Genomic DNA, 13774 nt, shown 5'->3' on the forward strand with positions numbered 1-13774 from the left:
AGAGAACATCATGGCAAGAGCTAAATTTCTGTGTGATGCCGAACGCTGCATCGAATGCAATGCCTGCGTTACGGCCTGCAAAAACGAACATGAGGTACCGTGGGGCATCAACCGCCGCCGCGTGGTAACGATAAATGACGGCAAGCCGGGTGAACGCTCGATCTCGGTCGCTTGTATGCATTGTTCCGATGCGCCCTGCATGGCCGTCTGCCCGACCGATTGTTTCTACCAAACCGAAGACGGCATCGTCCTGCACTCCAAAGATCTGTGCATCGGTTGCGGCTATTGCTTTTACGCCTGCCCCTTTGGCGCGCCGCAATACCCGCAAGCGGGCAATTTTGGCAGCCGTGGCAAGATGGACAAATGCACCTTCTGCGCGGGCGGCCCCGAGGAAGACAACTCGGTGGTCGAATTCCAGAAATACGGCCGCAACCGTATCGCCGAAGGCAAACTGCCGATCTGCGCCGAAATGTGTTCGACCAAGGCACTGCTGGCCGGCGATGGCGATACCGTCTCGACCATTTACCGCGAGCGTGTGGTGTCGCGCGGCTTTGGTGCAGGCGCTTGGGGCTGGGGTACGGCCTATGAAAAGAAGGTGCCAAACCCATAATGCCGCCTAACGGCATCCGGTAACGCACGGCCCGTCCTGCCCAATGGCAAGGCGGGCCGCTGTACCCTATTGATAAAAACTCAGGTGGTGGCGATGACTGCAAAACCTTTCCTACGAATGCTGGTGACAACGCTGGCTTTGGCAGTGGCGCCGCTTGCTGCGACCGCGCAAACCACCGCTGCAACCACCGCTGCAACCACCGTCGCGCCTGACCGTTCTGCCACCGGCGGGGCCACCACGCTTCAGGATATTCTGGAACGTCAAAAGGGCCTGCAGGTCGATGACAGCTATCGCAGTGACGCCTTGGGCGATCCGGCCCATGCCGCGCCAATCACCAACCCGCTGGGCAGTTTGGGCGGGGTGTCACAGGCCGATGACTGGCGCGCCTTGCGCTATAACAAGGCCGATGTCACAGTTTCGTCGCACGGACCTGCCTCTGACGTATTAATTCAGGACAGCGGCATGACCTGGCTGAAATTCCGCCAGGGTCCGCTGGCAACCTATGGCGGCTGGGCGCTGATCGGCATGCTGGGCTTGCTGGCCGTTTTCTATGCAATCCGTGGTAAAATCCGCGTCGATGGTGAACTGACCGGTCGGAAAATCCTGCGCTTTGCATCGGTTGAACGTTTTGCCCACTGGCTGCTTGGCGGCGCGTTTATCTTGCTGGGGCTTACCGGTTTGTTCCAACTGTTCGGGCGGCTGTTCATCATTCCTCTCATCGGGCATGAGGCGTTCTCGCCCATGGCGGTGGCGGGCAAATGGGTGCATAACAACGTCGCTTGGGCGTTCATGATTGGTCTGGTGATGGTCATTGTGCTGTGGACCGCGCACAACATCCCGAACAAGCACGATCTGAAATGGTTGTCGGTCGCGGGAGGCCTCTTTTCCAAAGGCGTCCACCCCCCGGCCAAAAAGTTCAACGCCGGTCAAAAGATCATCTTTTGGGCGGTTGTCGTTCTGGGCATCTCAATCTCGGTTTCGGGCCTGTCACTGCTGTTTCCGTTCCAAATGCCATTATTCGCCGCCACGTTTGAACATCTGAACGCGTGGGGCCTGCCGCAGGCCGTGGGCTTGGGCGAACTGCCAACCCAACTGGCGCCCCAAACCGAAATGCAACTGGCCCAAATATGGCATGCCATCATCGCCTTTGCGTTTATTGCCATCATCCTTGCGCATATCTACCTCGGCTCGGTCGGAATGCAGGGCGCATTTGACGCGATGGGTTCGGGCGAGGTTGACGAACAATGGGCAAAAGAACACCATGGGCTGTGGCTGGCCGAGGTGAAGGCCAAACAAAGCAAAACGGAATAAACCAAAAGGCCCAACCAAACCAAAGGGGGGCCCTCGCAATAAAAGGAATGCAGCGATGAAAAGCATGTATCTGGCTTTTCTGGCCATTGGGGTTGTGGCCGTTCTGGCAAGTGTCGGGCTGGGCTATGTCGGCTTTTCCGCGCAAGACATGACCAGCAGCTCCAATGTGCGCCTAAGCCAATAACCGATGCTCCACCCCGATCAGCCAGCCCAAAACAGTGCCAAAAGCAGTGAAATCGACAGCATTCTGGCGAATGTCTCTATCCTTGTGGTCGATGATGAACCGGGCATGCGCAACTTTCTGCTGCGCACCTTGGGGCCGCGCTGCAAACGCGTCGAAGAGGCCGAAAGCGCCGAGGCCGCGTCGAAAATGCTCGATGCCTATCACTTTGATCTGGTCATCCTTGATAACGTGATGCCCGGCCAATCCGGCCTTGACTGGCTGTCCGATCAGCGCCGCGTTGGCCTGTTTGCCGATGCCATTTTGATGACCGCCTATGCCGATCTTGATACAGCCATTCACGCCCTGCGCGTCGGTGCCGCCGACTTTGTGCTGAAACCCTTTCGGTCAAATCAAATCCTGAATGCCGTCAGCCGCTGTGTCGACCAACGCTACCTGCGCCGCGAAAATTTCTTGCTGAAATATGAGCTTGGCACTGATAACCCCGGCGCGCGTGGCCGGCTTATTGGCAATGCGCCAGCCATGGCCGCCGTGCGCAAAACGCTGGCAATGGTTGCCCGCACCCCGACAACCGTTTTGTTCACCGGTGACAGCGGTACCGGCAAAGAGGTTGCCGCCCGCGCGCTGCATGCCATGTCTGACCGCGCGGCCAAACCCTTTGTGCCCGTCAACTGCGCCGCCATTTCGCCTGACCGGCTGACGGCCGAACTGTTCGGCGATCTGTCAACCGGCCGCGAAGGTCTGCTGCTGCACGCCTCGGGCGGCACGCTGTTTCTGGATGAGGTGGGCGAGCTGCCGTTGCCCGTGCAGGCCACCTTGCTGCGGGTGATTGATGACAACCGCATCCGCCCCGGCGGGTCCGAGCGCGAGGTGCCGTTGAACCTGCGCTTTGTCTTTGCGTCGAACGCCGATCTGTCCGCGGCTGTGACGCAGGGCAAATTTCGCAAGGATCTGTTTCACCGCATCAATGTGCTTGCTGTCAAAATGCCGAAACTGACCGAACGCATCGGCGACATCGCCGAACTGGCCGAGCATTTCATGGGCAAGTTTGCCCGCCAGCAAGGCCGCAAACCTTTGCCTATCCCTGAATCCGTGGTGCTGAACCTCGCGCGCTATGACTGGCCCGGCAACGTGCGCGAGCTGCGCAATCTGATCGAACGGTCGCTGATTTTGGGTGAGTTCCCCCCCGAATTTGCCGGCAACCCCGACAGCCCCGAGGCCGAGCCCGCAGACTCGCTTCATGCTGTAGAGCGTCGGCATATTCTCTCGATACTTGAGGCTTGCGGCGGCAACCGCGCCGAGGCCGCCCGCCGTCTGGGCATCTCGCGCAAAACCATTGATCGCAAATGCGCGCAGTGGAATGACTGACCAGCCGTTTCGCAATATTTTACGCCGGTCCGTCCGTGCGCGGATATTGTTGATCGCGCTTTTGCCATTGCTGATCGTGCTGCCACTACTGCTGCTTACCGCTGTCAGCAGTTGGTCAAAGCGATTTGACGAGGTGCTGATCAGCAAGGTCCATTCCGAACTTACCATTGCCCATCAGCACCTTGATGGGCTGTTGCAAAGTCGCGGCGCCTCAATCGCCTCGCTTGCCAACTCGGCCACGTTTCAGGCCACGCCTGCGGCACAACGCAGCGCCTATCTGGAAAGCCAGCGCAAAGCCCTTGGCCTCGACTTTCTGTATTTCACCAGTGCTGCTGAAAAATGGCCGGTCGTCCAGGCGGCGCTTGCCGGTCAGACCCGCACCGCGATTGATATTTTCTCGGCCGAAGATCTGACCGCGATTTCCCCGATTTTGGCCGCCCGCGCGCAGATTTCGCTGGTGCCGACAACGGCCGCCTTGCCCAGTGACCGTTTGCGCGAAACTCGCGGGATGTTGGTGCATGCCGCAGCGCCAGCCCCCGGCGGCGCCTTGGTCGGGGGCATCCTGCTGAACCGGAATCTTGGCTTTATTGATGAGATGAACGACCTCGTTTACCCCAGCGGCAGTGCGACCAAAGGCAGCGGCGGCACCGCTACGCTGTTTCTCGAGGATGTGCGCATCAGCACCAATGTCCGCCTGTTTGCCGATGTCCGCGCCCTTGGCACCCGCGTTTCCGCAGTGGTGCGCCGCAGCGTGCTGGATCAGGGCTTGGTCTGGCTCGACAGTGCCTTTGTGGTGAATGACTGGTATGTATCGGCCTATGAGCCGATCCTCGACAGTTTCGGCACCCGCGTCGGCATGCTGTATGTTGGCTTTCTTGAGGCGGACTACAGCGCCGCCAAGCGCCACACCCTCTATCAGATCGCGATCACCTTTCTGGTCGTCGTACTGCTGACCACGCCGATTCTACTGCGCTGGGCACAGGCGATTTTCAAACCGTTAGAGCGGATGGACAATGTGATGCGCGCAGTCGGGCAGGGCAACCCTGATGCCCGCGTCAATCTAGACGCCCCCGAGGATGAAATCAGCCGCGTCGCCACCGACCTTGATACCTTGCTTGATCAGTTGCAAGAACGTGAAAAGCGTCTGCGCGATTGGAATGATGCTTTGGAACAACGCGTCGCCGCCCGCACCGCCGACCTCGAGGCCGCAAACCGCCAGCTTGATATGACCACGCGGCAGTTGATCGTATCGGAAAAACTGGCCGCAATTGGCGAAATCACCGCCGGTGTTGCGCATGAAATCAACAACCCGCTGGGCGTGATCCAAGGCAATATTGATGTCATCCGCGATGATCTCGGCCCCCGCGCCGACAGTCTGCGTACTGAATTCTCGCTGATCCAGGATCAAATTCAGGCGATTCTAATCCTTGTCAGCAAACTTTTGGGTTTTGCCCGCCCCGAGGAATACGCCGAAACCGGCGCGGGCCAAGACCCCAACAGCGTGATCCGCGACACGCTGCCCTTGGTCCAACATCTGTTGGGCGAGGCGAAAATCGACATTCAGCTCGATCTGCAAGCTGTGGGCGCGGTTCAGATCAGTACAGCCGAGCTGCAGCAAGTGCTTGTAAACCTGATGATAAATGCAATTCAGGCAATGCCCGATGGCGGCACGCTCAGTCTGCGCAGTGAAACCCTGCCCACCAAAATCCGCATCACAGCAGCCGATACAGGGCAGGGCATGCCACCCGAGGTCTTGTCCCGCGTATTTGACCCGTTCTTTACCACGAAACGCTCTCTCGGTACGGGGCTGGGCCTGTCAATCACCCGCACGTTGATTTCGCGCGCGGGTGGCACGATCAGCGCCACCAGCCAACCCGGTCAGGGCAGCCAATTCGTGATCGACCTGCCGCTCAGTTCAACCTCGGGCTAGGCCCGCCGCCCGCCCCGCAACCAGCCCTGTCGCAAGGCAGCCCGTCAGCAAATAGCCGCCCGTCGGGGCCTCCCAATCCAGCATTTCGCCGCAGGCAAAAACCGGCCCGAACGCAGGTGGCAGCCCGCGCAGCGCCAACCCCCCTGTCAGGGCCCCGTGCGCAATCCCGCCGGCGGTTGAGATCGCCTCATCCATCGGGCGCGGACCCAGCAGCGGCACAGGCAAAGCCTTTAGCCGCGGTGACAAATCATCGGGCAAAGGGCGGCCCCATTCCTGCACCAGCGCAATCGCCACAGGCGAAAGCCCCAGTTTGCGCAGCCGTGCCGCGACCGTATCGCCGCGCCGCGCCTTGGACAGCCGCGCGGCAATGGCTTCAACAGTCAGGTCGGGCAACAGGTCCAGATGCAGCGCTGCCCCGTCGCGCAAGGCACGGCTCACCGCATAAATCCCGCCGCCCTCCAACCCTTTGGAGGAAACGATAAACTCGCCCCGTTCGCGCCGACCATCGGGCAGGCACAGCGCCGCCCCTTTGACCGGTTGGCCGAAATGCTTGGCCATATATGCCGACCAACCGATGCAAAACCCCATATTCGCTGGCTGAAACGGCGCGATTTCTACGCCATGTGCCGCCAGCCAAGGCACCCATGCCGCATCCGACCCCAGCCGCGCCCAACTTGCCCCACCCAGTGCCAGAACCGTCACCGCAGGCCGCAACACCTGCCGCCCGTCGGGCGTGTCAAAGGCGAAACCCTCCGCCTCAAATCCAAGCCAGCGCCAGCGCATCCGCAGCTCTACGCCCGCATCCTTCAGCCGCCGCAACCACGCCCGCAGCAAAGGTGACGCTTTCATCGCCACCGGAAACACCCGCCCCGAGCTGCCGGTAAACACCTCTTGCCCCAGGCCCCGGCACCAGTCTTGCACCGCATCGGGGCCAAACTGCGCCACGATAGGGGCCATCCAATCGGGAAAGGCGGTCATAAAATCCGCCCCCGCATTGGTAATGTTCAACCCCGATTTTCCCGCCATCAGAAACTTGCGCGCAGGGCTCGGCTTGGCCTCAACCACAGTAACGCGCCGCCCCGCCGCTGCCAGCGCCTCGGCCGCCATCAACCCCGCAGGGCCGGCCCCTATGACCAATGCATCAGTCATAGGCTTGGCACAGCACCTTTAATTTCCACCACGCGATGCGGATAAGGTATCTCTATTCCAGCATCTTTCAACGCATTCCAAATCGCAAACAGCACCTTGCTTTGGTACTTGTTCTTGCCGTCATCGATGCCCGAAACCCAATATTCAACCGCAAAATCAATGCCGCTATCGCCAAACCCGCGCAACTCGCAATCAGGGGCATCGGGTTTGGTCAGCACAAAGGGCAGGGCCGCAACCGCCGCTTCAATAATCGCAGGCACGCGGTTGATGTCGGTATCATAGCTGACCGAAAAGCAGGCATCATAGCGATTGGCGCTGCCCTGATCGGAATAGTTTACAACCCGCGTCGTGATGAAATGGTCGTTCGGCACGACAATCCACTTGCCGTCAAAGGTTTCCAGAACGCAGGCGCGGGCGGTCATCTTTACAATCGTTCCCGTTTCACCGCCGTCCAGTTCAACATAATCGCCAACCGTGGTCTGCCCCTCGATCAACAAGATCACACCCGACACGAAATTGGCCGCAATCTGTTGCAGCCCCAGCCCGATACCAACACCCAAGGCACCGCCCAAAACGGCAATCGCCGTCAGATCAATCCCCATGATCGACATCAGCAGCAAAAACGCCGCGCCAAAGATCAAAATCTCGGCGGCTTTTACGGCCAGTTGCCGCGTGGCGGGGCGCAGAACCTCTTGCTTTTTGATATATTCGGCACTCTGACGGTTCGACCAACCACCCAGCCAAAACAGCAAACTGCCTGCAATCAACCCGCGTATAAGCGACAACACCGAAAACCGGATGTTGCCCAGCTCGATCATCGTTTCCGACAGCCGCAACATAATCGGGTCCAGCGCGCCGATCGTGTACAGCGCCGCCACGGGAATAAGCACATAGCGGCCCAGCAGGCGCAAGAACGGGTCGGTCAGCGTATCACGGGCCAAGGCGCGCACGGCGATAAACAAAAACACCCGTTTGCCAAAGGCAATCACCGCGCCCGAACCAAACAGCGACCGTGTAAATTCCTCGCCAATCGCCGTTAGCCCATAAGCAACCAAAGGCATCAGCAAAGGTAACAGGCCAAGGGCAAACAGCCGCGCTTGGGCGATGATACCCTCATTGCCCTGCGGCGGGGTCAGCAGCTTGGCGATTCCGGGTCGCAAGCGCCGTGTCAGAATAACCGCCAAAACAAACGCCGCCGCAAGCAAGGCAAATTGCGACCAGGCCGCCGGACTGGCCAGCCATTGCATCGCAGTCTCGGCAAAAGGCCGCATCATTTCCAGCAGGGTTTTTGCAAAGTCTGGCAGTTCTTGCATCGTGAATAACCCTTTTATGGAATTAACGTTGTTCTTGCCAAGAAAACATACCCTCTTCAAGGGCAAGCCAGATCAGCAGAAAGCCCCAGTCGCAGTTAAAGACCCGTTGCCACGACTTTCTGCCGAAAAATTGCAGGCGCGCGGCTAACCCAATGGCCGCAGCGCAATTTCCGCAAGCAAGGGCGCGTGATAGCGTTCCATCATGGCCTGATAAATTGCCAGACGCTCTGGCGTAAAATGGGCTTCCTCGGCCAGCAAATTGGCGGTCCCTATAACTTGCCCCTCGCGCAAAATGGGCAAATTGGCACAAGAGCGGCATCCAAGCGCCACGATCTGCGCATGATCGGGAAACAGCTCTGCAAAGTCTCGGTCGTGATTGGCCACAAAGGCCTCGCCCCGCCCGATCACTTGCTGCGACCACGCGTCATCTGACAAAGGCTTGGTGCCCGAAACCGGATAGGCATCAGGGTCCGAACTAAAGGCGCGGCGCACCAGCGCGGCATCTGGGTCGTGCAGCGTCACCGTAAACAGCCGTATGCCTTGCGCCTGACACTCTGCCCAAAGCTTGTTGTAAATGCCTGTCATAGCGTCCCCCCGTGCTGCGCCATATCAGTCATTTGCCGTTTGGGCGTTCGCCGGCGCTTCAATGGCTGAATGGTGGGCCTTGGCAAGGGCGGCGATCAGATCGGCGCGGCTGACAATGCCAACCAGCCGCCCTTCATCCAGTACCGGCACCGCCATCTGCCCGCCTTCGGCCAGCAGATCAATCAGCACGCCCAACGGTGTCACCGCGCTGGCCGTGCCCACTGTGCGCGCCATCACATCGGCGGCCACGGGTTCGGCCACATCGCGCCCCGCGCGGATCAGACGCGAAACCACGCCATTGGGTTTGTCATCCGGCTTTTGCAAGGTCCGCACCAAGTCTGTCTCGCTTACCAGCCCTTCGAACATACCATCAGGCCCGACAACGGGAAGCGTGCGCACCTTGTGCAGCTGAAACAGCGCGGCGATCTGGCTAAGCGGCATCGCCGGATGCACAATTACCAAATCGCGCGACATAATCTGCGCGCTTTCCACCCCGTCAAACAAATGCTCGGCCGCTTGTTGATGCGCGGCTTCGATCAACCGCGCCAGATCGCCCGCACCAATGTTGGCATCCAGCCGCAAGCGCTGCAAAATCTCGGTCAGGTCCGGGCCTTCCATGATCGGCCGCAAGCCGGCCTCACCCACATCGCGGGGGCCATGCTCAATCGGTTGGCGGAAGGGATAAACGCGCCCCGTCAAGCGGTTATACCCGACAGCAACCAGCAACAGCAGCGCTGTATCCAGCATCACCGGGCTGAACGCATAGGAAAACCCCATGGGCCGCACCGTTTCGGCCGTCAAAACCACACCCAGCGACACCCCTGCCGCAGGCGGATGCGTGGCCCGCAGCAGCATCATGGCCAGCATCGCACAGGTCACCGACAGACCCATCGCCAACCACGGCTCATGCACTGTCATGATGACCGCCACGCCGACCAGCGCCGAAACCGTATTGCCCACAAGCGCCGACCACGGCTGCGCCAAAGGGCTGGACGGCACAGCAAAAGCCAGCATCGTCGTCGCCCCCAAAGGTGCTATCAGCAACAAAGTCGGGTCTGGCCCCTCGGCGGCCAAAGGCAACTGTGTCAGCCGCACCAAAAAGACGCAAAGCGTCAGCCCCACACCCGACCCGATACAGGCGCGCAGCATTTCTCGCAGGCGCGGGGGGCCAACAGCAGGGCCAAGCGCCCGCAAGATTGCGCGAAATCGCGTCACGTCGGCGCCATCGCCAGCCGGATCAGCGTGCGCTCCATCACCGCCATAGCGGGTGCACGGCTGGTTGATCGTAAGGTCAGGTCTGTCTCTAACAGCTCGGCCAGCGCCCATTCCAGTACGGGAACACGCCAACCTTGCAACTGGCGCAACATCCGGTCGCGGCGCGGCCCGAACACACGCATCCGCACCATGCCATTCGCCGCCCCGCCAGAATCGGTAGCCGCCCCATGCAGCGCCTTGAAATGCCGCAACGCGCCGATGCACAGCGTCACAGGGGCCACGCCTTGCCCCTCAAGCCGCCGCATCAAGGCACCAACCTGCCGCTGGTCACGTTCAGCCACGGCATGGATCACATCATCCACCTCGGCCTCTATCGTACCGGGTGCACAGGCCGCCACATCGGCCGAAGACAGCGGCGCCGATTCCCCCCAGTGATAAAGCGCAATCTTTTCCAGCGTTTGCCGAAAGTCCCCCGGGTCCAAAGCCCGCGCCAGCACACCCAGATCTGTCATCGCCTCGGGCGAAATCGCCGCCAGCCCCGCACGCTTCAACTCGGCTTCAATCTCTTCGCGGCTTGGCGGCTCATCATACAGACCGATGCAGACAGCATCCCCTGAATCGTCAAACACCTTTTTCAGCGCCGATTTCGCAGTCAAATTTCCGGCCGTTACCACGATCACAGCATCGCCGGGCCGCCACTCGCGCAGGGCATCGGCCAACATCGGCGCCATGCCATCGGTCGCCTCTTCGACAAAGGCCACGCGCGGGCCGGGAAAAAACCCCTGACTGCGAATCGCATCCGACAGCGCCGCACCGTCCTTGCGTAAATCACTAGCGGGCAGGCGTGTCAGCCGCATCTCGGCCTCGCCTTGCGGGCCAACCAGCGCCAAAATCGCCTCTTGCCGTTTCAGCGCCACGCGCATCGCATCAGCGCCAAAAATCAACAAGCCTGCCTTCTTCGGGTCAGGTGCGGCGCAATATTTGGCCGCCTGCTGCCCTTTCAGGTTCATTTCGGCGTGGCCCACTGGTCAGAGGTTGCCAAAAGCTGTGTCACAATCTGGTCGGCAAGAATCCGCATCAGCCGCTGCGAGGCATCTTCACGCGCCGACAAACTGGCCACGGTCGAACCCGTCGCAGAATACGAGGTGAAATTCTCGGACCGGCCCGCCGTCAACTGCGCACCGGTGGCAACATCTGTCAGCGTCCAGTCCACCGCCCCGATCAGCTCATAGCGGGTGATCGCATTCGCAGTGGTGACGCCAATGCTCGCAAGGCTTTGCGAGATCATATAGGCCAACGCATATTTCGGCGCATCTGATGGCCCCAAGCGCTCCTCTAGCCGTTCGACCAAATCAAACGCCGGCTTGTTGCGCGGTTCGGCGGCCAAAACGGTGTTTTGCAACGCCACACCACTGCCCCCCGGCGCATAGGCCGGGGTAAAGCCGCAGGCGGCCAGCGTCATCGTGCAGATCAGTAAAGCTTTAGATAACCACATTCACAATCCGCCCCGGTACAACGATCAGTTTCTTGACAGGTTGCCCCGCAAGGAATTTGACCACAGCATCATCCGCCAGCACAATTTTTTCAACCTCAGATGCGGGCATATCTGCCGGAACGCTGATTTCTCCGCGCCGCTTGCCGTTAATCTGGATCGGCAAGGTGATGGTATCTTGCACCAGCATTGCCGGATCGGCCTTGGGCCAAGGCGCCACAGCAACCAAGCCTGCGCCACCTTGCTGCGCCCAAATCTCTTCGGCCAAATGCGGCACCATCGGGCTCATCAACTGGGCCAGCGTGCGCGTTGCCTCATTCATCGCGGGTTTCCCTGCTTTGGATTTCGACAAAAGATTGGTGAATTCATACAGCTTGGCAATCGCCTTGTTAAAGGCAAAGCCTTCAATCCCGCGGGTCACATCCTCAATCGCGCGGTGCATGGCGCGCAGCAAATCGGTGTCGCCGATCCCTTCACCCTCGGCCATGCCGGAAATCCGCTCGCTCAGCGTGCAAACGCGGCCAAGGAATTTCGCAGTCGCCTCGGCACCGCTTGCTGTCCATTCCACGTCCCGCTCGGGCGGGCTGTCCGACATCACGAACCAACGCGCAGTATCGGCGCCATAAGTGGCGATAATGCTCATCGGGTCCACGACGTTTTTCTTGGACTTCGACATCTTGATGATCGGCCCCACCTCTACCGGTGTGCCATCGCGCAGGGTCGCGCCGCCTTCTGATTTCACGACGTTTTCGGGCAATTGCCAAACCGGCCGGCCATCGGCGCCTTTGGTGGCATAGGTTTCATGCGTCACCATGCCTTGGGTGAACAGCGCGTTGAACGGCTCAATCGCCTTGGCGGGCAGGTGGCCGGTTTTATGCATCGCACGGGCAAAGAAACGGCTGTAGAGCAGGTGCAGAATCGCATGTTCCACCCCGCCGATATATTGGTCAACATTCATCCAATAGTCGGCATCGGCCATATTGGTCGGCGTATCGGCATGCGGCGCGGTAAAGCGGGCATAGTACCAAGAGCTGTCAACAAACGTGTCCATCGTATCGGTTTCACGTCGCGCCGCTGCCCCACATTTCGGGCAGGTACAGTTGCGCCATGTCGGATGACGGTCCAGCGGGTTGCCGGGAATGTCGAATGTCACGTCATAGGGCAGCTCAACCGGCAGGTTTTCCTTGGCCTCTGGCACCACGCCACACGCCTCGCAATGAATAACCGGAATCGGGCAACCCCAATAGCGCTGGCGCGAAACGCCCCAGTCACGCAGGCGGAAGTTGGTGACACCACGCCCCACGCCCTTTGATTCGCAAAAGGCAATCGCCGCATCCACCGCATCCGCACCGGTCTGCACCTCGGGCCCCGCAAACCCGCGAATATAGCGGACAGCTTCGGATTTCAGCGGCACAAAGGCCTCGGTCAGTTCGGTTTCCTCGCTGCCCTCGGGCACAAACACTGCCGGAATCGGCAATTCATACTTGGTCGCAAATTCAAAATCGCGCTGGTCATGCGCCGGGCAGCCGAAAATCGCGCCGGTGCCGTATTCCATCAGCACAAAGTTGGCGATGTAGACCGGCAATTCCCAAGATGTATCAAACGGATGGCGCACACGTACACCCGTATCCATCCCGCGCTTTTCGGCCTTTTCCAAGGCCTCTTCAGATGTGCCAATCTTGCGGCACTCGGCCACAAAGGCGGCAACCTCGGGGTCATGGCGTTCCAGATGCTTGGCCAGCGGATGATCCGGCGAAATGGCGGCAAAAGAGGCCCCCATCAGCGTATCGGGCCGCGTTGTATACACCTCTAGCCGGTCAAACCCGTCCGGCGCATCGGCCAGTGAAAACGCAAATTGCAAGCCGCGCGATTTGCCGATCCAGTTCGCCTGCATCAAGCGCACCTTTTCCGGCCAATCCTTCAACCCGTCCAGCGCCTCCAGCAATTCGGCTGAATAGTCGGAAATCTTGAAAAACCACTGCGTCAGTTCGCGCCGTTCCACCACAGCACCAGACCGCCAGCCCTTGCCATCCTCAACCTGCTCATTGGCCAGAACGGTCATATCCACAGGGTCCCAGTTCACCACAGCATTCTTGCGGTAAACCAAACCCTTTTCCATCATATCGATAAACATCGCCTGCTGCTGGGCGTAATACTCGGGGTCACAGGTCGCAAACTCGCGGCTCCAGTCAATGCTCAACCCCAACGGCAGCATCTGCCCGCGCATGTCGGCAATATTGCCATAGGTCCAGTCTTTGGGGTGGCCATTGCTGTCCATCGCGGCGTTTTCGGCAGGCATCCCAAAGGCATCCCAACCCATCGGATGCAGCACCGCAAACCCGCTTGCCAACTTATACCGCGCGACCACATCGCCCATGGTATAGTTGCGCACATGCCCCATATGAATGCGCCCCGACGGATAGGGAAACATCTCCAGCACATAATACTTGGGCTTGGCCTCATCGCGCACGGCAGTAAACACACCGGCCTCGCTCCAGGCCTCTTGCCAATGCTTCTCAATTACAGCGGGTTCGTATGGCATTGCAAGGCTCTCCGGCAGGGGTCAAATCACCTGCGCAGTTAACCCACAAGCCCCCCGAAGGTCCAGAGCGCCCGCCAT

13 protein-coding genes are annotated in these 13774 nt (G+C 59.9%); 6 read left to right on the forward strand and 7 right to left on the reverse strand.

The window, feature by feature from the left end:
- The first annotated feature begins 10 nt into the window (after positions 1–10).
- The 5 genes from fdh3B to AKU79_RS08275 all read left to right on the forward strand — a co-directional run bounded on the left by fdh3B (position 11) and on the right by AKU79_RS08275 (position 5400).
- On the forward strand, positions 11–610 hold the full coding sequence (gene fdh3B / locus AKU79_RS08260) for a formate dehydrogenase FDH3 subunit beta (protein ID WP_050523124.1): 600 nt from the start codon (positions 11–13) through the stop codon (positions 608–610).
- Between the two features lie 93 nt (positions 611–703).
- Positions 704–1921, forward strand: coding sequence for a formate dehydrogenase subunit gamma (locus tag AKU79_RS08265; protein WP_231580127.1), 1218 nt, complete (start codon positions 704–706; stop codon positions 1919–1921).
- A gap of 55 nt (positions 1922–1976) precedes the next feature.
- Positions 1977–2105 carry a hypothetical protein gene (locus tag AKU79_RS19855; protein WP_269430760.1) on the forward strand — a complete coding sequence of 43 codons (129 nt, stop codon included), beginning with the start codon at positions 1977–1979 and terminating at the stop codon, positions 2103–2105.
- A 3-nt stretch (positions 2106–2108) separates the two neighbouring features.
- The gene (locus tag AKU79_RS08270; protein WP_050523126.1) at positions 2109–3470 is read left to right on the forward strand and encodes a sigma-54-dependent transcriptional regulator; all 1362 of its coding nucleotides are present in this window, start codon (positions 2109–2111) and stop codon (positions 3468–3470) included.
- A complete protein-coding gene (locus AKU79_RS08275) occupies positions 3463–5400 on the forward strand; it encodes a sensor histidine kinase (RefSeq protein ID WP_050523127.1) in 1938 nt (645 codons plus the stop codon). Before AKU79_RS08270 ends, AKU79_RS08275 begins: the two co-directional genes overlap by 8 nt.
- Here AKU79_RS08275 and AKU79_RS08280 read toward each other — a convergent pair.
- Positions 5386–6549, reverse strand: a complete 1164-nt coding sequence (locus AKU79_RS08280; RefSeq protein ID WP_050523128.1) for a TIGR03862 family flavoprotein — start codon at positions 6547–6549, stop codon at positions 5386–5388. The two genes, AKU79_RS08275 and AKU79_RS08280, sit on opposite strands and share 15 nt — an antisense overlap.
- Entirely contained in the window at positions 6546–7862 is a 1317-nt protein-coding gene (locus tag AKU79_RS08285) for a mechanosensitive ion channel family protein (protein WP_050523129.1), read from the reverse strand. Before AKU79_RS08285 ends, AKU79_RS08280 begins: the two co-directional genes overlap by 4 nt.
- 1 nt (position 7863) lies before the next feature.
- Here AKU79_RS08285 and AKU79_RS19240 point away from each other — a divergent pair, with 1 nt between their 5' ends.
- Entirely contained in the window at positions 7864–8010 is a 147-nt protein-coding gene (locus AKU79_RS19240; RefSeq protein WP_156209594.1) for a hypothetical protein, read from the forward strand.
- Here the strand turns inward: AKU79_RS19240 and AKU79_RS08290 are convergent.
- Genes AKU79_RS08290 through leuS form a run of 5 tightly spaced genes read right to left on the reverse strand, consistent with a single transcriptional unit; the run spans position 8007 to position 13696 of the window.
- Positions 8007–8447 (reverse strand): GAF domain-containing protein, encoded by a 441-nt coding sequence (locus AKU79_RS08290; RefSeq protein ID WP_050523130.1) that lies wholly within the window; start codon positions 8445–8447, stop codon positions 8007–8009. The genes AKU79_RS19240 and AKU79_RS08290 overlap by 4 nt on opposite strands.
- 24 nt (positions 8448–8471) lie before the next feature.
- Entirely contained in the window at positions 8472–9662 is a 1191-nt protein-coding gene (locus tag AKU79_RS08295; protein ID WP_197087255.1) for an HPP family protein, read from the reverse strand.
- A complete protein-coding gene (gene holA / locus AKU79_RS08300) occupies positions 9659–10672 on the reverse strand; it encodes a DNA polymerase III subunit delta (protein WP_050523132.1) in 1014 nt (337 codons plus the stop codon). Before holA ends, AKU79_RS08295 begins: the two co-directional genes overlap by 4 nt.
- Entirely contained in the window at positions 10669–11157 is a 489-nt protein-coding gene (lptE, locus tag AKU79_RS08305; RefSeq protein ID WP_050523133.1) for an LPS assembly lipoprotein LptE, read from the reverse strand. The genes holA and lptE overlap by 4 nt, the downstream gene beginning before the upstream one ends.
- Positions 11144–13696, reverse strand: coding sequence for a leucine--tRNA ligase (gene leuS, locus AKU79_RS08310; protein WP_050523134.1), 2553 nt, complete (start codon positions 13694–13696; stop codon positions 11144–11146). The genes lptE and leuS overlap by 14 nt, the downstream gene beginning before the upstream one ends.
- Between the last annotated feature and the right edge of the window lie 78 nt (positions 13697–13774).

The organism is Pseudorhodobacter wandonensis (assembly GCF_001202035.1).
In the GTDB taxonomy this organism is placed as follows: domain Bacteria; phylum Pseudomonadota; class Alphaproteobacteria; order Rhodobacterales; family Rhodobacteraceae; genus Pseudorhodobacter; species Pseudorhodobacter wandonensis.

Bases quoted from the DNA above. Each gene is read 5' to 3' on its own strand.
- AKU79_RS08290 (WP_050523130.1), bottom strand. From the start codon at position 8,447: ATGACAGGCATTTACAACAAGCTTTGGGCAGAGTGTCAGGCGCAAGGC.
- AKU79_RS08280 (WP_050523128.1), bottom strand. From the start codon at position 6,549: ATGACTGATGCATTGGTCATAGGGGCCGGCCCTGCGGGGTTGATGGCG.
- AKU79_RS08270 (WP_050523126.1), top strand. From the start codon at position 2,109: ATGCTCCACCCCGATCAGCCAGCCCAAAACAGTGCCAAAAGCAGTGAA.
- AKU79_RS19855 (WP_269430760.1), top strand. From the start codon at position 1,977: ATGAAAAGCATGTATCTGGCTTTTCTGGCCATTGGGGTTGTGGCCGTT.
- holA (WP_050523132.1), bottom strand. From the start codon at position 10,672: ATGAACCTGAAAGGGCAGCAGGCGGCCAAATATTGCGCCGCACCTGAC.
- AKU79_RS08265 (WP_231580127.1), top strand. From the start codon at position 704: ATGACTGCAAAACCTTTCCTACGAATGCTGGTGACAACGCTGGCTTTG.
- AKU79_RS08285 (WP_050523129.1), bottom strand. From the start codon at position 7,862: ATGCAAGAACTGCCAGACTTTGCAAAAACCCTGCTGGAAATGATGCGG.
- AKU79_RS08275 (WP_050523127.1), top strand. From the start codon at position 3,463: ATGACTGACCAGCCGTTTCGCAATATTTTACGCCGGTCCGTCCGTGCG.
- lptE (WP_050523133.1), bottom strand. From the start codon at position 11,157: ATGTGGTTATCTAAAGCTTTACTGATCTGCACGATGACGCTGGCCGCC.
- fdh3B (WP_050523124.1), top strand. From the start codon at position 11: ATGGCAAGAGCTAAATTTCTGTGTGATGCCGAACGCTGCATCGAATGC.
- leuS (WP_050523134.1), bottom strand. From the start codon at position 13,696: ATGCCATACGAACCCGCTGTAATTGAGAAGCATTGGCAAGAGGCCTGG.